Raw genomic sequence first — 18,726 nt, 5'->3', positions numbered from 1 at the left:
GGCGCACGCGCAGCGTGCGCCGCAGATTTTAATTATGCTGAGGTACTTAGCAAGGTTTGAGTTAGATAGGGCAAATCAAAACCTAAAAGATATTTTTGCGATTGAAAGCAGGAGAATTTATGAATTTCTTTGCGCTCGAAGTTCCATTGAATAGTCTTATAACATTTGCATAACTTTCATATATCTTTTTGATAACAAAATGAGTCTAGGAATTACTTTTAAATTATTAAAGAGATGAATAATATCTATAACAAATAATTGCTAATTCTTTAAATCATAGAATTGCTTAAATATTTCATCTTGATGCCCTCTACACCATCAATTCTTGACTTTATAGCGGGTATCGGAGATCTTTAGAGAAGGTGGCGGACAGCCATCCGTCTCACCTTTTCTTCCTCTAGAATCCTGTTAGACCAATTCACGAAAGTGTGACAACAATTTTGTGAATTAAACACCAAATCTAGTAAGGGTTTGAAAAACTAAAAATGGCGTAGCCATTTTTAGTTTTGATATTATCTAGATCTCTACAAATACTTTAAGGAATGAAATTATTATGTTTTGGACAGCAGACAGAATTTACTCTCAAGGTATTGAGCAGGCCCAGCAAAGCATTTATGAATTCTTTTTAGAAACTGTTCGTTGTAAATCACCCGATGAAGTATTAGAAGACTTTAAAAACCTATTTGTAAGCTGTAATGTTAGTAATAATATCGAGATCACTCAGGCCCTCGATCAAATTTTGACTGCCTACAATGAAAAGGAATTTTTCTACACTTTAAAAAGGTGTTGTTATATTCTTATTAACAATTGGACTGTTAGTAATAATCTGATTCATATTCAGTCTTTAGTTAATATTTTTGATCATCCTTCAATCTATAAAAAACCCACATCTATCAAACTAAGAACCTTACGAATTTGGTTGCAGATGTTTGTTAAGAGTGAAGATTTCCAATCGCTCAAGCTGTTTATTCTCAACAGAGAAGAACATAGTAGTCCTGACCGAAATTGGGGTAATCGCTTTGCATCCTACCTTCTAGCCTATCAATATACAAATCCCGCTAGCCCCCTAGAGCAAAGACAAGCAGCACAACGATTAGCTCAAAAAATGAAGGAGCAATTCAAATTTGAATTAGCAATGTATACGGCTCGGATAGGATCGCAAACAACTTTTAAAAATCCACAAACTAATCCGACAAGTCTAAACAATAACGTGATTAATCTCGTCACACTTATGCTGACAAAGAAGAGCGTATTGAATTGTCAAGACTTAGCTGGCAAACTTTTAGGAAATATCAACAGCTTTTCCTACTATGACTTTAAAATTAACTTGCTCGAATACCTAGATTTCTCAATTGCGGATGCGGAAATATCGGATACGGTTCAAACCAAGATCTATGATGGTTTATTTGATTTAGGTTCGCAACGTCATGACCATCCTGTAACTACATCCTTGGTTTTAAAGAGTGCCAAGTATCTAATTAATGAACTTACGATCGCCGATCGCGAAAAGCCAACAGAGTTGTTTAACATTTTACTGCACCATACCAATCCGCTTAACCTCGTAGTATTACTGCTCAAGATTCTATTCCTAAATGAATCCATTCGCCCTTATCTAGAGTTAAGGGTTGCAGCCATAATTAAGTATTACAGTCAATATAGCGAGTCCAAATGTAAATCAGTAATTGCATTCATCGATATGCTCAATATTGCCTTGGCAATTTATGCCAGTGAAACTCGCTACACCATTGTGAGGATGAATCCCTATGAGATAACTCCCTCAACAGCAAAAAGCAATTCCTCTAGTTCCTCTAATTCCTCGGATACTGATATCTCTAAATTTGATGCTACCCAATATCGTATCTTTTCACAGGTTCGGTAATGCTGTCTAAGTAAGTAGCTAGGCATAATTAAAAACCAAACCCAGAGAGCGTACCGCCCGCGTAGCGGGCGGTACGCTCTCTGGGTTTTAAGTTTACTTATGCCTAGCTACTTATTAATTGATGAATTTTTTTAAGGTGTCAATGCTCACCCTGTACGGAGGGTAACGTAACTTGAGATCAAAACGGAATGAGTTTTTTAGTACGCTCTTGCGATGGGAGAATCTGTCAAAGGTTGCCTTACCATGATAGCTACCCATGCCGCTATTGCCGACTCCACCAAAGGGAAGTTCGAGGTTGGCAAGATGTAAAATCGTGTCGTTAAAACAGCCTCCACCAAAGGATATTTCCTGCAAAATTTTCTCTTGCTTCTGTTTATTGTTAGAGAATAAATATAGGGCAAGGGGCTGGGATTGGCTCTTAATTAGGGCGATCGCTTCAGAGAGCTGGTCGTATTCCAAAACTGGCAAAATAGGACCAAATATCTCTTCTCCCATAATTTTTGCATGAATCGAAATTCCATCAATGATCGTTGGGGCAATGTAGCGATCGCTTTTATCGGTTTGCCCACCGATTAAAATTTTACCTTCGTTTAGCAAACTAACTAAGCGATCAAATTGGCGATCGTTAACGATACGGGCAAAATCGGGACTTTGCTGGGGATTTTCTCCAAAGAAAGTTTTGACATATCCCAATAACTTCTCTATTAAGACAGGCTTTATACTTTTTGAAACTAATAGATAATCAGGGGCAACACAGGTTTGTCCAGCATTATAGAATTTACCCCAAATAATTCGCTTAGCCGTAGTTTCCAGATCGCATTCCTCATCAACAATGCAGGGGCTTTTACCGCCAAGTTCAAGGGTAACGGGAGTTAAATGTTTGGCTGCTGCTTCCATAACAATCTTGCCGATCGCTGTGCTGCCAGTAAAGAAGATATGATCGAATTTTTCGGCTAATAAAGCTTGATTGATTTCTAGCCCTCCCTCGATCACCGTGATGAAATTAGGATCGAAATGCTCGTTAATAATTTTGGCGATCGCGTTGGAAGTATGGGGCGCATATTCTGAAGGTTTTAGAATGGCACAATTCCCTGCGGCGATCGCGCCAATCAGGGGCTGGATATTGAGAGAGAAAGGATAGTTCCAAGGGGCGACAATCAGTACGACACCTAAAGGTTCAGTATAAATATAACTAGAGCTAGGAAATAAATTTAGAGGGGTTCCTACTTTCTGGGGCTTCATCCAAGCCTTGAGATGCTTGATAACGTACCTAATTTCTGAAAGCGCAATTAAAATTTCACTACCAAAAATCTCGATCGTAGGCTTACGCAAATCTGCATACACAGCATCGAGAATTAACTTTTCGTTTTCTTTAATTAATTGTGCGAGTTTCTTAAGTTGAGATACCCGAAACTCATAATCTTTAGTTTTATTCCCATCGAAGAATATACGTTGTTTCGCGATCGTAGCTGGGATATCCAAATTATTGATAGGTAAGGTCTCCATAATTTCTAAAATTCTATAAATTGGCTCTCTAAATTCCAGCTTAACCTATGCTAATTTGAAGCTAAGTAGCTCTGTATATTTAAAACTCCAAACCAGAGAGCGTAATGTCTGCGTAGTGGGCAGTACGCTCTTATAGATTTTATGTAAGTAGCTAGGCGCAATTAAATATAAAACCCCAAACCTGTAGCGCACGCTGCGCGTGCACTACAGGTTTGGATTCTGGGTTTTAATTATGTCCAGCTACTTATACACTTATGCTTAGCTACTTATAGCTATCGTCAATGCACTAGGACATAAAGCCCCAGAATTGATTGGCGGCGCGGAGCGCCGCCAATCAATTCTGGGATTTTGATTTCTCCTAAGCTATATATCGAAAATGTAAGACTACCCTAATATAACTATGGCAATCTTTGGTGGCATTCTTCTTGTAGTTGGGATCATTCTATTTTTCGTGCAAAAGAATTACAGCACAAAACTGCAAAGTATTCGTTCGGCAACATCCTCAACGGTTGCGGAGTTACAGAATATTGCGAGGGAGATCGCTGGTGAAATTGGTAGTGGAAATTTGCGTGAATATGTGAAAGTACGCGGGATCATTCGTAGTGAAAACCCCTTGGTTTCGGAACTTAAACAAGCTCCCTGCGTGCATTATGCTATGAGGGTTGTCAGAGAGTATGAAGAACAGCATACAACCCGTGATAGTGATGGCAAAAGCCGCACGGAAACTCGACGTGGTTCGGAGACGATATCTAGTAACAGCCAGTCAATTCCCTTTACATTACAAGATCGATCGGGCGAACTGGTCGTCAATCCCGATGGAGGTGATATTGAAACTACTCAAATATTAAACGAATTTCGGCAGGAGAATTCTTCGTTACTATCCTTTGGGGCTTTTAGTTTGTCCGTGGGTTTGGGAATGGGAGGAAGGCGGACATTGGGATATCGCTATACGGAATCGATCTTACCCTGCGATCGCGAAGTATTGGTAATCGGCACGGCGGCTGACGAAGGCGGTCAAGTGACGCTGCGCAAACCCATCCAATCCGACAAGAAATTTATTATTTCTCTCAAAAGTGAAGAGGAACTTGCTAAGTCTACCGCAAATGCTGCCAAAGGTTTTTTCTACGGGATGGTTGCTTGTTTGCTCCTCGGTGCGGTTTTACTGATCGTGGGATTAGTTTTAAAGAGTTAATAAGTAGTTAAGCATAATTAAAAACCAAAACCGGAGAGTGTAACGCCCGCTACGCGGGCGTTACACTCTTCTAGGTTTTAAGTTTACTTATGATTAACTACTTACAAAAAGCTCTACAGTTTGCAAAATTGACGCGATCGCGAAAAAGTGGCTTCTTGGAGTTGCCAACCAAAGGCAAAATGGCTGAGGGAATTAATTGCTGGTACGGCAGTATGGATGGCTTGCATTTGAGCTTCTAAGGATGGGCGATTGGCGGAGGGTACGTTCCATTGCCCAACTAAAATCGGGGCGATCTTGGTTCCATTGGGTGCATATTGAGCAACCTTGAGAACTTGATTCACAATGCAATCGGGTTTGCCACAGACCGCATAGACCATCGGTTGCCACTCGTAGTCGTTGGTAAACAAATGCCAAGGTTGCATTCGCGAGTCAAAACCCTCTCCCACTGGTTGATTGCCATCGGAGAAAAATGCAATACTGGCGGGAATTCCTGCTCGAAAGACAGGTTTAGAGACAATGCCGAGATAGTAGGTCACGCCGATAAACGCATGTCCCACCGCCAGTCGCCAGAGTTCGCTTTGCCAATAGGCGATCGCAGGATTAGGTTGGGTTGAGGGTTGGCGACCTTGCCAGAGCGGCTCTGATTCTTGGGGATAGAGCTTTTTTAATGCTTGTAAATCCGTGGGGGTCACGTAGCCTTGCTTGAGAAATCGGTTGATCAGTTCCCTGCCTTGGAAATTCTCAGCGCGATCGCGGAGAGCCTGTAATGAAGCAGAGCCATAGATCCAGAGGTAGCGCACATTACTGACTACCGAAGCCGCACCTGCACCACGCTTATAACGTACGTAGTCAAATACTACTCCGTCGGGGTGGCGCTTGAGTACTTCATGCACCGCTAGGTATAAATCGTTCTGGGCTTGATAATTATAGGGATCGATAAATAACTGATTGGTAGTGGGAACTTCACCTTCGGGATTTTTCCCTAAGTTCTCTACTATGGACATTGTCGTATCGCCATTGGCATTGCGAGCGATCGCATTTTGTCTCGCCACCGTTAGCTTTGGCAATCCATTGAGATCAACTCCTCGGGCGTAAGCGGTACTAAAGTTCATCGTAAATATCCAAGCACGAACATTCAGCCCGCGTTCTCTTCCTTTATTGATCGCCAGTTTTAACAAATCCGCATTCTGGTATCGATCGGCATCGACCAGCGATTCCCAAGCTGTAATATTTTCTGAACGGGGCAAGAGAATTTTCCCTTCCGAAAAAACCTCGATAAATACTTGGTTGTAACCTCGATTGACGATCCGATCCATCACTTCATCGAGTTTTCCCGATTGCAGATCGCAGGGATAGAGCCGCAGCCAGACACCTTGAGTTTTTAGCCAAGATTTTTGACGGCAGATCTGGAGAGCTTGCGTATGTTGCTTGACGATCGCTTGATATTCTGCGACTGCTGCTAGATTGGTGGGATCTTGAAAAGCTGTCGAACGCAATTTGTCTTTATTTGCGATCGCCTCGTTATCAAATTGACAATATTCACTGACCTGAGCCACCGATTGCGCCAAGCCCAGTGATAGGTTCGTGACTAAACTGACTAAAGTGATGGTAAAGACTCGAACGAGCGATGCTGGCATATAGCAGTTTCCAAATAAGGCTGAAATTGCAGCAATGTTTTTGGGAAATATGACATGTAGCTAGGCATAAGTAAACTTAAAACCTAGAAGAGCATACCGCCCGCGTAGCGGGCGGTATGCTCGCTGGTTTTGGTTTTTAATTATGCCGAACTACTTATTAGATTTTCTACCTAGCGCAAGCACTGTATCAGATTTCTGATACCATGAATGCTTTTAATCTCCCCATTTACCTCATTTAACTGCGCTGTCGCTATGACTGATGTTAATAATCCATCAAACGTTGAATCGCCAGAGACCTATCTCCAATTTGGCGATCGCTATCGTGGCTCTGGCAATCTGCCCCTCGCGCTCAAAAATTATCAACGCGCTCTCACTGTCGCTCCAGACTTTGCCCCTGCCCACGAACGTATTGGTGGAATTTATCAGCAGCAGGGAAATATGATGGAGGCGATCGCTAGCTATAGTAAGGCGATCCAATTCGATCCGCAATTGTTAGAGGCCCAGTTGGGATTAGGGAATACCTATCAGCAAATGGGATGGGCGGAGTTAGCGATCGCCCATTTCCAGAAAGCCCTCGAATATCATCCCGAACGTTTTTTGGCGGAATATCATTGCAAGTTAGGGGATAATCTGAGGAGTAGAGGCAAAATCAGCGAAGCGATCGCCAGCTACGAACGCGCGATCGCCCAAAATCCCGACAATATCGATGGTTATCGGGCGATCGCCCAAATCCATTTGCACCAAAATGCCACTGAAGCAGTTAGCGCTATTTACGAACGTGCCGAAAATCATAATTCGGATCTGCTGCAAGCTAAAGACTATAATGCCTTGGGCGTAGCCTATTTGCTAAAAATTAGTTCCATTACCATCGAAGAAGAAGTGCTCAAAGCGGATTTAGAAGGTAAAGCGATCGCCTGCTTTGAAAAGGCAATTCAGATCGATCCCGCCTATGCTGATGCCCATTGCAATCTCGGCAATACCTTCCTTCGCAAAGACCAAATCAAAGATGCGATCATATCTTACAAAGAAGCGATCGATATCGATCCCAACTTTGCCCAACCCTACTTTAATCTCGGAATTATTTTAAATAATCTAGGTAAAATCGACGAAGCGATCGCCTGTTTCCAATCGGCGATTGAACTCGCCCCTGATTGGATCGAAGCCCATCAATACCTTGGTCAAATCCTCGCGAGAGGAGTCTAGTCAAAAGGGAACTGGTATTTGCAAACGAATTTCCTCTAGCGATCGCGGATGGGTGAAGGTTAACTCCCGTGCATGGAGATGTAAGCGATCGGTCGCAATCTGACAGCCATATAGGCGATCGCCTAAAATTGTGAGTCCCAATCCACGCGGATCAGCAGCGTGAACGCGCAGTTGATGCGTCCGCCCCGTCAAAGGGATAAATTCAATTCTTGTGTAATGATCTTGAATACCGAGCAACCGAAACTCAGTCAAACTTGGTTTTCCTTTTGCAAAATCTACCTGCTGGTAGGGGCGATTTTCGGGATTGCCCCATAAGGGCAAATCGATCATCCCGCATTTTTGGGCACATTCTCCTGATAGTAATGCTTCATAAACCTTACGCACTTGCCGCTGTTGAAATTGTAGGTGAAGATGTCGCAACGAATCCAGATCGCGAGCTAATAATAAGATTCCCGAAGTTTGGCGATCAAGTCGATGCACTGGATAAAGAGACGCACGATCGCTAAAATATTGGCGTAGGCGACTGAGAACGCTATCTTGAGTATCGAGATAGCGCCCAGGGACTGATAGTAGCCCTTCAGGTTTGGCGATCGCTATTAGATAATCATCTTCATACATAATGGGAAGTTCTACTTCGATTTTTCCCGATTTAATGGATGTAAGGCTGGATTGAAATCGTATTTTTTCTTCGTTCTCATTCTCAAGAGAGATCGCATCTTCTCCTGCCCTATCCAAAGCGTTACGATTCCTTCCTGATAGCAAAAATCCCATTAAAGGTTGACATCTCTCGACACAAGCGCCATAAAACTCTCCCTGCATCTTATAACCATCGGGGGCGGGACTTCCCCACCAAAACTCCGCCAGAGCGATCGGAGCCAGATGATGGATGGCAGCATAGTGTAATAATTTAGGGGCGCAACAATCGCCTGTGCCCGTGGGCATGGCTCCTTCGGTAATTAGTTCTTTTAGCGATCGCGTTTCCCCCGCAAAATTAGTCAAGACATAGGCATGATGCATTTGATTCTGCAAGGTTCGCGAGAGTTCGCGGCGTTCCTGTTTGAGATTTTGCATTTGGGTATCCGCAAGCTCGATCGCTTGTTTTAGTGGCAATAGAGCCAGATCGCGATCGCGCTTGAAATTTCGCCTTTCCATTTTTTCCATTTGACTCGCTCGATCTAAAGCTGATAAGTCTGCGCCATCTTGCTGTCTCTCTTGCTGTCGTTGTTGATGTCGTTCTTGCTTAGAAATATGATGCCGCTCTCGCATAATTTCAAACTGGGTTGCATATTCCTGCGATCTCCGTTCGTATTCCCCGCGTTCAGCAATCTGACTCAATTCAATTAGTTCCTGCTTGATTTTTGCCAATCGATGGAGCGTAATTGATTCGGCGATGGCAACCCTTTCCCTGCCAGCAATGGGGGGAACCCATCCTTCAATCTCACTTTTTCCATTTAGCAAGCCAGAAAAGGCTTTGAGAATCAATCTTTCTCCCCTTGATGATTCCGCAATTAACACTCCGTACATTTTGCCTTCCCCGTGATCGCACTGGCTGCGCCCAAGGGATTGCATGAGATCCCTTGCGATCGCTTCCGCCTCTAGAGTTCTCGGCAATCGCAATATTTCGCCACTATAGGGACAGATCCCCTCGTACCAATAGGTGATAGCTCGATCAAGTCGATCAAGATCCGAACCAAGTATCATGGCAGAAGCATCTAATATTTCGCCAGCGCCAATTTCGCCATGAGTCACCCTAGCAACCCTTTCCTTAATCTTAACTATGAACCCGCGATCGAGTCTTTAGCAGACTATCACGATGTCGTTACCGCCGCCGAATATCCGATGCATAAATTACGGTGGCGTAACGATGATGTTTTGCCGATCTTAGGACTTGCCCCATCGCAGGTTAGCGATGATGACTTTATTGAAGCTTTTGGTCATTTTCGCGCTGTGCGATCCTTCCTTGCCCTCCGCTATCACGGCTATCAATTTGGCGAATATAATCCCCAACTCGGTGATGGACGCGGATTTATCTACGGACAGGTGCGCGGAGTTGATGGCGAACTCTATGACTTCGGGACTAAAGGCTCTGGTCGAACCCCCTACTCCCGCACTGCCGATGGACGACTCACCCTCAAAGGTGGAGTAAGGGAAATTATTGCCTCGGAAGCCCTCCACCGCATGGGTGTAAAGACTTCTCGTTGTTTCAGCCTCGTCGAAACAGGGGAAGAACTATGGCGTGGGGACGAGCCATCACCCACCCGATCTTCCGTAATGGTGCGGTTCTCGCGATCGCATATTCGCTTTGGTACTTTTGAACGTCTCAAATGGATCGGTCGCACTGACCTTACCCGCAAATTGCTCGATCATGTTCTCCAAATCTACTATCCGCAGTTCTGGGGAAAAGAAAATCAGGATGGCATTTTCTATTTAGAATTAGTCAAACGAGTGGCAACCCTCTGCGCTCAATGGATGGCGGTGGGATTCTGCCATGCCGTTCTCAATACCGATAATATGTCAATTACGGGCGAGAGCTTTGACTATGGACCTTTTGCCTTTATTCCCACCTACGATCCGAGATTTACCGCTGCCTATTTTGACTATGCGGGACGCTACAGCTACGCCAATCAACCTGCCGCTTGCTATTGGAATCTCGAAAAGCTGCAAGATCCGCTCGGTATGGTCGTCGATAAGAACGATATGCAAGCATCATTACTGAAGTTTAAAGACTTCTATCGCCTTGCCTATTGTGAAATGATGCTGAAGCGATTGGGATTTAGGACGCTCTCTGAACCTGAAACTGAAGATCTGATCGGCGCAACCTTAGAATTGTTGTCCAACGTCCAAGCGATCGGCTACAACCAATTCTTTGTGAAACTTCGCCAATCTTTTCAACCCAATTGGCGCGAAGATGTTCGCAATATTTTTCCCAATCCTGATTGGGAAATCACGGAGGAACAAGCCCCATTATTAGAAAAATGGCGCGTCGTTTACCATCAATTATTAATCCGTCAGCCGATTGCGGAAATGGAAAATATTGCCCAACAGCTCAAGGCCGCTAATCCATGCATAATTTTTTTACGTCCGAAAATTGAAGAGGTTTGGGAGCGGATTACCTTGGATGATGATTGGCAACCTTTGTATGATGCGATCGCCCAATTAAAAGAATAATTCCCATGACATCTCGTTGAAACAAATCAAAACCGAAAAGATTAGTGGCGGTGCGGAGCACCGCCACTAATCTTTTCGGTTTTATGTCCTAAGCAACCCTTATACCAATTCCCAAAATGGCAACGCCATTTTGGGAATCTCAAAACCTTACTGGGTTTGGTGTTTAATTCACAAAAGTGTTGTCACACTTTCGTGAATTGGTATAAACCCCAAGAATTGATTGGCGGCGCAGAGCGCCGCCAATCAATTCTTGGGGTTACCGACTTTCCATGGGAGAGGGAAATATGAATTAATACGAAAGTCGTTGCTTAAGACTTTCGGCAATTTTCGTTCCCAAATATTCAGGAATTAGGTTTTCGTTAGGACCTAATAAATATAAAATCAACCTTGTGCGTCCGCGCCACACTAATAAATTGGCATTTACTACCAACAGATCCTCCTGCCAAATCGCATTCATCACCTTATAAAATAATCCTGGTTGGCTGTCGGCCTCTACTAATAGCGCAGGTAAATGAAATACGCGATCGACATAAAAATTTGTTTCGACCTTTTTTAATCCACTATCAAGGTTAAATTCCAAGGCTAGCATCTCTTCCACCTCAAAACGCCCCAAGAGTGTCTCCTTGATTGCCTTACGGACATTCTCGGCAGTCTTCTGGGGCAGCGCTTTGCCTCCCCGCGAGATCACCAGTTTGATAAACACCAGCATTGGTGTATGAATCTGTCCGTAAAGACTGAGACTATGGATTGTTAAACCATAGGCGGCAAGTACTCCAAAAATGTCACTTAATAAAAACGACTGATTTCGATAAGCAAAATAAAGTACGCTCTTGCTGCTTTCCGATCTGAGTTCAATTACAGCTTCCTTAGTTTGATAAAGTTGGTAAGCCAAACGCAAATTTTGCAGTTGAATATCACTACTTACAAACTGCTCGTAAAACTGAGGAAAGCTCATATTAAAGCGTTTCAGTAATTCGATCGTTGAGGTTTTTAGCCCAAACGTCATTGCCAACCTCCCGATCGCTCACAAATGCACTTCATTATCCCGAAGATCGAACAAAAGATCGCCCCCCATATTGCCTTAGGTGCGACAAACTTCCTTAGATGCCCATAACTTGAAATTGGCGCAATCAGATTAAACATTGCTTGTTTCAAAAATAAAAAAATGAAAGAAATAATAAAGTAAGTGGGCTTAATTAAATATAAAACCCTAAAACCTGCGGCGCACGCGCAGCGTGCGCCGCAGGTTTTAGATCTGGATTTTAATTATGCCTAGCTACTAAAAGAAATAAATAGTGACTCAAGCAAAGGCAGCAATGATGGCATAATTCTACCAACTTAGAGACGAGACTGACTAAAAGCCTTCAGTATTTCAATAATCACACCTTATATACTTACGATTGCCATATTTGCGATCGCCAATATCATGATCGAGTACGAGAAATATCACGATCAATCACGATCAATATATTTACGATCGCTTGGTTTCAACAAAAGCAGATACAATACTAAAGCGTTTAGAATATCTGTAACAAACAGGGCGATCGCCGCTATATATAAACTGGGCAAATGGGGTTCTGGAAAAGCTTATTTGGTTCTGACACCCTAGAACCGACAAAAAAAACAAAACTTCGCCAAGTACCAAACCAAAGCGGACAGATTTTCTTTAGCACTGAAAAAGATATCGATCTCTACGAATTAGAAGAGTTATGTGACTCTGTGGGATGGGCAAGGCGACCAATTCGTAAGGTTCGGATTGCTTTACAACATAGTTTTGTTGTCCTATCAATGTGGGAGCATCGTGGTGGTTTTCGACGTTTAATAGGGTTTGCTCGTGCTACCTCTGATTATGCCTTTAATGCCACTCTATGGGATGTGGTGATCCATCCCGATTTTCAAGGTAGAGGGTTAGGCAAAGCAATGATGGAGGAAATGATCCGCGAGTTACGCAAATCGGACATTAGCAATATCAGTCTCTTCGCCGATGCCCATGTGGTCGAGTTTTACAGTCAACTCGGTTTCAACGCTGATCCCGAAGGCATTAAAGGTATGTTTTGGTATCCCTAGGTTGCAAAAATGAACCAAAATCAGTTATCCAGAATCGTACTGAAAGGGTTCAAATCAATCCATGAGTGCGATCTTGAATTAAAAGAACTCAATGTCTTGATTGGGGCTAATGGCTCTGGCAAGTCAAACTTTATTGCTTTTTTTCAACTAATCCAGCAAATACTCTTAAGTAAACTACAGCTTTATGTGAGTAAGCAAGGAGGGGCTGATTCACTCTTATATTTTGGGCGCAAAAAAACACAGCAGCTTTCTGCTGAACTTTATTTTGGTGATAACGGTTATAAATTTGTTTTAGAGCCAACCAAAGATAATCGTATGGTTTTCTCTGATGAAAATTTTTGGTGGAAAAAGAGTGGTAATTGGTTTGTTGGGTCAGGTAATTTTGAAACTGAGATGGAAAACCAAGTTCGCAGAACAAGGATCTACAGTTACACAGTACCAGTGATGAAAAGCTGGCGAATCTACCATTTTCATGACACTGGGGAGACTGCTCTGGTAAAGCAACTTCAAGCTATAAATGACAATACTTATCTGCGATCAGATGCTCAAAATCTAGCTGCATATCTTTACTTACTAAAAGAGAAATATCAAACGCATTATCAAAGAATCGTCAAAACGATCCAATTAGTAGCGCCATTCTTTGGGGATTTTTATTTGCGACCCCATTCTAATAATCAAGAAAAAATTGAGCTGGAATGGGTTGAAAAAGGTGAAGATGTACCATTTAAAGCCTATCAACTCTCCGATGGGACTTTGCGCTTTATTTGTCTTGCGACTGTGTTGATGCAACCAGAGGATAAGCAGCCCGAAATGATTTTGATCGATGAGCCAGAGTTGGGCTTACATCCCTACGCCATTAATGTTCTGGCTTCATTGCTGCGCTCTACAGCCAAATCTAAGCAAGTCATAGTTTCTACCCAGTCAGTAGCATTACTCAATGAGTTTGATGTCTCTGATGTAATTGTGTGCGATCGCATTGAAGGGGCAACACATTTACACCGACTAGATGAAGATGCTTTAGGTAAATGGCTAGAAGAGTACTCTTTAGGTGAACTGTGGCAAAAAAATCTATTGGGTGGTAGACCATCGCGATGATTAGAGTCCATATTTTCTGTGAGGGGCAAACCGAAGAAACTTTTGTGCGAGAACTGTTAACGAGCCATTTTGCTCGACTAGATATTTGGATTAATCCAATTATTTTGCGTACCAGTAAAATCGGTAAAGGTGGTATATCAACCTATGGCAAACTTAAAAATCAGATTGAAAAAAAATGTAAGGAAGACCCTAACGCGTGGGTAACGACACTGATCGATTTTTATGGATTACCTACGGATTTTCCCCAATTAGCAATATCTACAGGTTTATCATCAGTTAAGAGAGCAAAAATACTTCAGCAATCCTTTCAGGATGATATTGCAGAATCAAACTTCATTGCCAACTTGATGATTCATGAGTTTGAAAGTTTGTTGTTCAGTGAACCCGAAGCTTTTGAAAACTGGTGTGATGATCCACAAGTAGTCGTTAATCTGAGAAAGATTCGCTGTGGGTTTCCGTCACCTGAGCATATTAATGATGGTTATACGACAGCACCCTCCAAGCGGATTCTTAGTATATTTAGTCAATACGATAAGGTTTTACATGGCTCATTAGTTGCCCTAGATATCGGCTTAGAAACTATTCGCCGTGAATGTCTAATGTTTAACAGTTGGATTGAGCGTCTTGAAAGTCTTGCGTAAACTCAAAAAATTTAAGATATGGCAAATTGTCTTTTCCTATTTGCATAATTACGTGCTAGTCTAGAAAAGCTTAATTTTTGATTTTTTATAGCTAAGACTATGCCTAAAGCTGGAATTCACCCAAAGTGGTATCCCGAAGCAAAAGTAATTTGCAACGGTGAAGTGGTAGCGACAATTGGTTCTACTCATCCTGAAATTAATGTTGATGTATGGTCGGGCAATCACCCCTTCTATACTGGTACGCAAAAGATTATCGATACCGAAGGTCGCGTAGAGCGCTTCTTACGTAAGTACGGTATGTTTGATGAAAAAGCTGCTGTCGAAAATCAGGTCTAGCCAAGAATTGATTTAAGGTTGACCTAAATAAGCTAATAAGCTGAATTTTCACTTTCTTTTTGCGGTAACTCAAATTTCATGCCTGCTGCTTACTTAATCAAAAAGCTCGAATCTGTAGAACAAACCTTCAATGAACTGACTCGTCGGATGGGAGATCCTGACGTGGCGACCGATCACGGCGAGTTTCAGCGCATTGCTAAGGTGCGTGCTTCGTTGGAAGAGACGGTTCTGACCTACGAGACTTTTCGTAAGGCGGAGCAAGATTACAAAGAGTCGCAAGAAATCCTGAAGGAGTCAAATGACCCCGAACTTAAGGAAATGGCGGCTCTTGAGGTCGAAGAACTATCGTCAAAGTTAGAAGAGTTAGAGAAACGTCTCCAAATCCTCTTACTGCCCCAAGATCCTAATGACGATAAGAACATCATGCTGGAAATCCGTGCGGGTACGGGTGGTGATGAGGCGGGGATCTGGGCAGGCGATTTGGTGCGTCTATATACGCGCTATGCCGAGCGTCAAGGCTGGCGGGTAAAGATGGTAAGTGAAACCTTGGCGGAAATGGGTGGCTTTAAGGAAGCGATCATTGAAGTGCAAGGCGATCGCGTTTATAGCAAACTTAAGTTTGAGTCGGGTGTGCATCGGGTGCAACGCGTCCCTGCTACGGAGTCTCAGGGGCGAGTGCATACGTCAACGGCGACAGTGGCAATTATGCCAGAAGTCGATGAGGTTGAGATTCACATCGATCCGAAGGATATTGAAATGTCTACGGCGCGATCAGGTGGTGCTGGCGGTCAAAACGTCAATAAGGTGGAAACAGCCGCCGATTTGTTTCACAAACCAACGGGGATTAGAATTTTCTGTACGGAAGAACGATCGCAGTTACAAAATAAAGAGCGGGCGATGCAGATTTTGCGAGCTAAACTCTATGAAATTAAATTGCGCGAGCAGCAAGCTGAGATTACCTCAATGCGGCGATCGCAGGTTGGTACAGGTTCTCGTTCCGAAAAGATTCGTACTTACAATTACAAAGATAGTCGCCTAACTGAGCATCGTCTGGGACAAAACTTTACTTTGCCGCCAATTTTGGAAGGGGATCTAGAGGAAGTAATTCAAAGTTGTATTTCCAAAGATCAACAGGAGCGTTTGCAGGAATTGGCGATCGCTACTGGAGACGATCTGGTTACTTAGTCTTTCGATTTATTCTGAGTATGGACATCTATTTTTTGTGGGACTTGGTTGATGCCTTACGCAATGACTCACGATATTTTTTGCCTAGTTGCATGGCTTTGTCATAGTCTGCGCTATCCGCAAATTATCCCGAACTCACGTTATCTAAACTTGAATTAGTTGCTGCTTATTCATGGATGAACGAGGTTGAATTGTTTTTTGGATCTCTTCTCCCGCTAGCTCCTCAGCTAGGCGTAGTTCATAAGCTTTTTGCAAATTAAGCCATAGTTGTTCTCTCCTTTAGTGATAATCGACAATTTCGATATTAAATGGATGATTCTCTGTTTCTATCCACTCAAAGCAAATACGCCATTTGTCATTTATGCGGATATTGAACTGCCTCAGAATATTTGGCAAGTGCATCGGGATGAAATACATACTTCATTACGCAAGTAACCGTCTTACCTGAGCTAGAGCGTCTTCTCCATCGATTGTTTGAACGAAACCATCACGGACAGCATCACGTCTTTTTTTTGCTTCGGCTGTCCATGTTGCCTGAACAGTTGGATCGGTGTCAAATTCTAGGCTTTCGACTAGTTTTTCTGTTAATAGCGCTCTAGCAATGCTAGGGAGAGATAATAATTCTTTCGTTAGTAGTTCTATTGATCTCATAAATAATCTCAAAGTAATGAGTATTTGGTATGTAGTCTAGCAAAAACAAATTTAATGGGTGTAATATCGCCACTCCAAAAAAATCAAACAGCGATCGCATTTTCAAAATATGAATTCTTATAAGGACGCAGTTATCATAGGATTAGATTATGTGTAAGTCTTGGTTATGAAAAACTATCGCGATCGCATACGCATCAGTCCTAATATTCGCAGCGGGAAGCCATGTATAGTTAATACCCGCATTGCTGTATCAGATGTGTTTGACTATCTCGGTGGTGGAATGAGTGTTGAAGAAGTATTGGATGATTTTCCTGATTTGACACTTGCAGATATACAGGCTTGTTTTGCCTTTGCTGCCGATCGCGATCGCCGTTTAACATTGATGCCCTAGGAAGGTTGCTGTTTGATAAGAAGTAATCCTTCTAAGTCAATATTAGCGATTTTGAATTGAATTGCCTCTTCAAAAAATTAAATAGCGATCACCTTACTTTAGAACTGGGGTTTGATATGAGTGTTCCATACTTCGCGCAAATGATTAACATCATCTTGAGATAGCTGTCCTAATTTGGTAATTAGTAAAGACTTCTCTAAGCAATCAAGTCGGGATAAACGCACAGTTGAGGCAACTCGCAAACCAATGGTTGACCAGTCTTTTAGTAAAACATCGGTTTGTGTTCTCGGTTGTGCGGATGTCACTGCTGCTAATACAACATCGGTTCCATCTAGCCAAAGAATTAATACGGGTCTCTTTTTTGAAGATATGCCATTTGTAAAAGGAATTGCTGCAACCCAGATTTCTCCTGACTTAATAGTCGTCATATAATCCTTCATCTTCTGGCGAATAACTTTTTAAGAAGGCATCATGGGCGCGATTGCCTGTTTCTGATTTGGGCTGAATGGTAATAAGCCATTTACCTTTGCCAATTCCTTCTATTATGGAGCTAGGTATTGTAAGTTTTTCTCCATCTTGAAGCTCTATTTCAAAAGCTAATTGTAATAACTGGCTTTTCATATAATTTAGGGCGCTAAAATATTTAAGATCCTAGCACAGAGTTTAAGTTTGAGTTGCAGAGCGATCGCCCCTCTCAACACCCAAAATCGCGATCGCCTCTTCAAAAATCAAACAGTGATTGTACTTAATGCTTTTACTTTAGCGATCGCCTTACCTTCATCTGGAAGTTTTTGACCATGCTTTTGGGCTGTCTCTAGCCACAAAGTTCTTACTGTAATTAATTCTTGCAAGGTTTCTTCTAGAGTTTCACCTTGAGCTAGACATCCTTTTAAAGCAGGAATTTCAGCGACAAAACCACCTTCTTCACATGGATAAATCACTATTGGATATTTCATGATTATTCTCCTTCAATAAGTTCTACAACTCTTTTAACATATACAGACTTAACGCGGTTATTATGGACTGGAATGACTAAAACTATTTCATCTCTTTTGAAAATATGGTGACTTCCTGTAATTCTATCTAAATCAAAACCTTCTAGCTCTAACAATTTACGAATGTCACCAAATGTAACGTTGTTGGGGCTGTTTCTTAGGAGTTCAAGTAGTTTTTCTTTCTTACCCATAATTTGATCCAAATAGAGATTGCCCCCTCAACACCCAAATTCTTGCTCGCCTCTTGAAAAAATCAAAGATCTATTTTTTTGCGGGACTGTGTTGATGCCTTACGCAATGACTAACGGTATTTTTTGACTAGTTGCTTGGCTTTGTCGTAGTCTAGGCTATCAGCAAATGTTCCTGTGATTTGCTCCCACCAAGGTTTTATTGTAGTAGTCGGGTTTTCTACTTTGTTTTTAATCAAGTTGATTTCAGCTTCTAGGATTGCGACTCTTTCTTCTAGGGTTATTGCCATTAGTGTTAGAACTCACTCATGATGTAGAAATGATTATAACAATTGAGTTGCTTTGTTAATACAGACTGACCGATACTCTCAATACCCAAAATCGCGATCTCCAATTCACAAAAATCAAACAATGTCCCCTCAACACCCGGTAGTCCTAAAAAGGAAAGGATGAGGGAAAATATCTAGATGGTTGTTACAGATTAAAGCAATGTCAGAGTCAAGTCCATCAAGTCCATCATGTCCATCCTGCCAGTCCGTATCAGTGGTTAAAAACGGTAGTACTCGGCATGGCAAAACAAAATTATAAATGT

At 42.3% G+C, this 18,726-nt stretch carries 21 protein-coding genes and 1 pseudogene; 12 read left to right on the top strand and 10 right to left on the bottom strand.

Going from position 1 to position 18,726, the window contains the following annotated elements:
• Positions 1 to 553 precede the first annotated feature (553 nt).
• Positions 554 to 1,879, top strand: a complete 1,326-nt coding sequence (locus PSE7429_RS12765; protein ID WP_009627620.1) for a hypothetical protein — start codon at positions 554 to 556, stop codon at positions 1,877 to 1,879.
• Between the two features lie 114 nt (positions 1,880 to 1,993).
• Here the strand turns inward: PSE7429_RS12765 and PSE7429_RS12760 are convergent, their stop codons facing one another.
• Positions 1,994 to 3,385: an aldehyde dehydrogenase gene (locus PSE7429_RS12760; RefSeq protein ID WP_009627619.1), complete on the bottom strand. Its 1,392-nt coding sequence runs from the start codon at positions 3,383 to 3,385 to the stop codon at positions 1,994 to 1,996.
• A 400-nt stretch (positions 3,386 to 3,785) separates the two neighbouring features.
• Here PSE7429_RS12760 and PSE7429_RS12755 point away from each other — a divergent pair, with 400 nt between their 5' ends.
• Complete coding sequence (locus PSE7429_RS12755; protein WP_009627618.1) at positions 3,786 to 4,577, top strand: E3 ubiquitin ligase family protein; 792 nt, start codon at positions 3,786 to 3,788, stop codon at positions 4,575 to 4,577.
• A 113-nt stretch (positions 4,578 to 4,690) separates the two neighbouring features.
• Here PSE7429_RS12755 and PSE7429_RS12750 read toward each other — a convergent pair whose 3' ends face one another.
• Positions 4,691 to 6,214 (bottom strand): family 10 glycosylhydrolase, encoded by a 1,524-nt coding sequence (locus tag PSE7429_RS12750; protein WP_009627617.1) that lies wholly within the window; start codon positions 6,212 to 6,214, stop codon positions 4,691 to 4,693.
• A gap of 252 nt (positions 6,215 to 6,466) precedes the next feature.
• On the opposite strand from PSE7429_RS12750, the gene PSE7429_RS12745 reads away from it, so the two are divergent.
• Entirely contained in the window at positions 6,467 to 7,417 is a 951-nt protein-coding gene (locus PSE7429_RS12745; RefSeq protein ID WP_009627616.1) for a tetratricopeptide repeat protein, read from the top strand.
• Here PSE7429_RS12745 and PSE7429_RS12740 read toward each other — a convergent pair whose 3' ends face one another.
• Complete coding sequence (locus PSE7429_RS12740) at positions 7,418 to 9,118, bottom strand: RluA family pseudouridine synthase (RefSeq protein ID WP_009627615.1); 1,701 nt, start codon at positions 9,116 to 9,118, stop codon at positions 7,418 to 7,420.
• A 39-nt stretch (positions 9,119 to 9,157) separates the two neighbouring features.
• Between PSE7429_RS12740 and PSE7429_RS12735 the strand changes: the two genes are divergently transcribed.
• Complete coding sequence (locus PSE7429_RS12735) at positions 9,158 to 10,585, top strand: protein adenylyltransferase SelO (RefSeq protein WP_009627614.1); 1,428 nt, start codon at positions 9,158 to 9,160, stop codon at positions 10,583 to 10,585.
• A gap of 289 nt (positions 10,586 to 10,874) precedes the next feature.
• Here PSE7429_RS12735 and PSE7429_RS12730 read toward each other — a convergent pair whose 3' ends face one another.
• Positions 10,875 to 11,591 (bottom strand): ACT domain-containing protein, encoded by a 717-nt coding sequence (locus PSE7429_RS12730; protein WP_009627613.1) that lies wholly within the window; start codon positions 11,589 to 11,591, stop codon positions 10,875 to 10,877.
• Between the two features lie 563 nt (positions 11,592 to 12,154).
• Between PSE7429_RS12730 and PSE7429_RS12725 the strand changes: the two genes are divergently transcribed.
• From PSE7429_RS12725 to PSE7429_RS27760, 6 genes are all read left to right on the top strand, one after another.
• Positions 12,155 to 12,652 carry a GNAT family N-acetyltransferase gene (locus PSE7429_RS12725; RefSeq protein ID WP_009627612.1) on the top strand — a complete coding sequence of 166 codons (498 nt, stop codon included), beginning with the start codon at positions 12,155 to 12,157 and terminating at the stop codon, positions 12,650 to 12,652.
• A gap of 9 nt (positions 12,653 to 12,661) precedes the next feature.
• Positions 12,662 to 13,747 (top strand): AAA family ATPase, encoded by a 1,086-nt coding sequence (locus PSE7429_RS12720; RefSeq protein ID WP_009627611.1) that lies wholly within the window; start codon positions 12,662 to 12,664, stop codon positions 13,745 to 13,747.
• Complete coding sequence (locus PSE7429_RS12715; protein ID WP_009627610.1) at positions 13,744 to 14,388, top strand: DUF4276 family protein; 645 nt, start codon at positions 13,744 to 13,746, stop codon at positions 14,386 to 14,388. Before PSE7429_RS12720 ends, PSE7429_RS12715 begins: the two co-directional genes overlap by 4 nt.
• A gap of 99 nt (positions 14,389 to 14,487) precedes the next feature.
• The gene (gene rpmE / locus PSE7429_RS12710; RefSeq protein WP_009627609.1) at positions 14,488 to 14,724 is read left to right on the top strand and encodes a 50S ribosomal protein L31; all 237 of its coding nucleotides are present in this window, start codon (positions 14,488 to 14,490) and stop codon (positions 14,722 to 14,724) included.
• 78 nt (positions 14,725 to 14,802) lie between these two features.
• Positions 14,803 to 15,909: a peptide chain release factor 1 gene (gene prfA, locus PSE7429_RS12705; protein WP_009627608.1), complete on the top strand. Its 1,107-nt coding sequence runs from the start codon at positions 14,803 to 14,805 to the stop codon at positions 15,907 to 15,909.
• 282 nt (positions 15,910 to 16,191) lie between these two features.
• On the top strand, positions 16,192 to 16,344 hold the full coding sequence (locus PSE7429_RS27760) for a hypothetical protein (RefSeq protein WP_158467636.1): 153 nt from the start codon (positions 16,192 to 16,194) through the stop codon (positions 16,342 to 16,344).
• Here the strand turns inward: PSE7429_RS27760 and PSE7429_RS12700 are convergent.
• Positions 16,333 to 16,560 carry an addiction module protein gene (locus PSE7429_RS12700; protein ID WP_009627607.1) on the bottom strand — a complete coding sequence of 76 codons (228 nt, stop codon included), beginning with the start codon at positions 16,558 to 16,560 and terminating at the stop codon, positions 16,333 to 16,335. The genes PSE7429_RS27760 and PSE7429_RS12700 overlap by 12 nt on opposite strands.
• A gap of 166 nt (positions 16,561 to 16,726) precedes the next feature.
• Between PSE7429_RS12700 and PSE7429_RS12695 the strand changes: the two genes are divergently transcribed.
• A complete protein-coding gene (locus PSE7429_RS12695) occupies positions 16,727 to 16,951 on the top strand; it encodes a DUF433 domain-containing protein (RefSeq protein WP_009627606.1) in 225 nt (74 codons plus the stop codon).
• 98 nt (positions 16,952 to 17,049) lie between these two features.
• On the opposite strand, the gene PSE7429_RS12690 is transcribed toward PSE7429_RS12695, so the two are convergent.
• The 5 genes from PSE7429_RS12690 to PSE7429_RS26645 form a co-directional block, all read right to left on the bottom strand.
• A complete protein-coding gene (locus PSE7429_RS12690) occupies positions 17,050 to 17,379 on the bottom strand; it encodes a type II toxin-antitoxin system PemK/MazF family toxin (protein ID WP_009627605.1) in 330 nt (109 codons plus the stop codon).
• A complete protein-coding gene (locus PSE7429_RS12685; protein WP_009627604.1) occupies positions 17,366 to 17,572 on the bottom strand; it encodes a hypothetical protein in 207 nt (68 codons plus the stop codon). The genes PSE7429_RS12690 and PSE7429_RS12685 overlap by 14 nt, the downstream gene beginning before the upstream one ends.
• Before the next feature lie 107 nt (positions 17,573 to 17,679).
• A complete protein-coding gene (locus PSE7429_RS12680; protein WP_009627603.1) occupies positions 17,680 to 17,907 on the bottom strand; it encodes a type II toxin-antitoxin system HicB family antitoxin in 228 nt (75 codons plus the stop codon).
• A 2-nt stretch (positions 17,908 to 17,909) separates the two neighbouring features.
• The gene (locus PSE7429_RS12675) at positions 17,910 to 18,137 is read right to left on the bottom strand and encodes a type II toxin-antitoxin system HicA family toxin (RefSeq protein ID WP_009627602.1); all 228 of its coding nucleotides are present in this window, start codon (positions 18,135 to 18,137) and stop codon (positions 17,910 to 17,912) included.
• A gap of 110 nt (positions 18,138 to 18,247) precedes the next feature.
• Positions 18,248 to 18,424 (bottom strand): hypothetical protein, encoded by a 177-nt coding sequence (locus tag PSE7429_RS26645; protein ID WP_009627601.1) that lies wholly within the window; start codon positions 18,422 to 18,424, stop codon positions 18,248 to 18,250.
• Positions 18,425 to 18,623: 199 nt separating this feature from the next.
• On the opposite strand from PSE7429_RS26645, the pseudogene PSE7429_RS28190 reads away from it, so the two are divergent.
• Positions 18,624 to 18,726: pseudogene (locus tag PSE7429_RS28190) on the top strand (transposase-like zinc-binding domain-containing protein); the annotation flags it as partial.

The sequence above is a fragment of the Pseudanabaena biceps PCC 7429 genome, assembly GCF_000332215.1.
GTDB classification, from domain to species: domain Bacteria; phylum Cyanobacteriota; class Cyanobacteriia; order Pseudanabaenales; family Pseudanabaenaceae; genus Pseudanabaena; species Pseudanabaena biceps.
This window is presented reverse-complemented; position numbering and strand designations above follow the sequence as displayed.

What these genes read in the sequence shown, in the direction of transcription:
- PSE7429_RS12765 (WP_009627620.1), top strand. Translation starts at nt 554, where the DNA reads ATGTTTTGGACAGCAGACAGAATTTACTCTCAAGGTATTGAGCAGGCC.
- PSE7429_RS12760 (WP_009627619.1), bottom strand. Translation starts at nt 3,385, where the DNA reads ATGGAGACCTTACCTATCAATAATTTGGATATCCCAGCTACGATCGCG.
- PSE7429_RS12755 (WP_009627618.1), top strand. Translation starts at nt 3,786, where the DNA reads ATGGCAATCTTTGGTGGCATTCTTCTTGTAGTTGGGATCATTCTATTT.
- PSE7429_RS12750 (WP_009627617.1), bottom strand. Translation starts at nt 6,214, where the DNA reads ATGCCAGCATCGCTCGTTCGAGTCTTTACCATCACTTTAGTCAGTTTA.
- PSE7429_RS12745 (WP_009627616.1), top strand. Translation starts at nt 6,467, where the DNA reads ATGACTGATGTTAATAATCCATCAAACGTTGAATCGCCAGAGACCTAT.
- PSE7429_RS12740 (WP_009627615.1), bottom strand. Translation starts at nt 9,118, where the DNA reads ATGATACTTGGTTCGGATCTTGATCGACTTGATCGAGCTATCACCTAT.
- PSE7429_RS12735 (WP_009627614.1), top strand. Translation starts at nt 9,158, where the DNA reads ATGAGTCACCCTAGCAACCCTTTCCTTAATCTTAACTATGAACCCGCG.
- PSE7429_RS12730 (WP_009627613.1), bottom strand. Translation starts at nt 11,591, where the DNA reads ATGACGTTTGGGCTAAAAACCTCAACGATCGAATTACTGAAACGCTTT.
- PSE7429_RS12725 (WP_009627612.1), top strand. Translation starts at nt 12,155, where the DNA reads ATGGGGTTCTGGAAAAGCTTATTTGGTTCTGACACCCTAGAACCGACA.
- PSE7429_RS12720 (WP_009627611.1), top strand. Translation starts at nt 12,662, where the DNA reads ATGAACCAAAATCAGTTATCCAGAATCGTACTGAAAGGGTTCAAATCA.
- PSE7429_RS12715 (WP_009627610.1), top strand. Translation starts at nt 13,744, where the DNA reads ATGATTAGAGTCCATATTTTCTGTGAGGGGCAAACCGAAGAAACTTTT.
- rpmE (WP_009627609.1), top strand. Translation starts at nt 14,488, where the DNA reads ATGCCTAAAGCTGGAATTCACCCAAAGTGGTATCCCGAAGCAAAAGTA.
- prfA (WP_009627608.1), top strand. Translation starts at nt 14,803, where the DNA reads ATGCCTGCTGCTTACTTAATCAAAAAGCTCGAATCTGTAGAACAAACC.
- PSE7429_RS12700 (WP_009627607.1), bottom strand. Translation starts at nt 16,560, where the DNA reads ATGAGATCAATAGAACTACTAACGAAAGAATTATTATCTCTCCCTAGC.
- PSE7429_RS12695 (WP_009627606.1), top strand. Translation starts at nt 16,727, where the DNA reads ATGAAAAACTATCGCGATCGCATACGCATCAGTCCTAATATTCGCAGC.
- PSE7429_RS12690 (WP_009627605.1), bottom strand. Translation starts at nt 17,379, where the DNA reads ATGACGACTATTAAGTCAGGAGAAATCTGGGTTGCAGCAATTCCTTTT.
- PSE7429_RS12685 (WP_009627604.1), bottom strand. Translation starts at nt 17,572, where the DNA reads ATGAAAAGCCAGTTATTACAATTAGCTTTTGAAATAGAGCTTCAAGAT.
- PSE7429_RS12680 (WP_009627603.1), bottom strand. Translation starts at nt 17,907, where the DNA reads ATGAAATATCCAATAGTGATTTATCCATGTGAAGAAGGTGGTTTTGTC.
- PSE7429_RS12675 (WP_009627602.1), bottom strand. Translation starts at nt 18,137, where the DNA reads ATGGGTAAGAAAGAAAAACTACTTGAACTCCTAAGAAACAGCCCCAAC.
- PSE7429_RS26645 (WP_009627601.1), bottom strand. Translation starts at nt 18,424, where the DNA reads ATGGCAATAACCCTAGAAGAAAGAGTCGCAATCCTAGAAGCTGAAATC.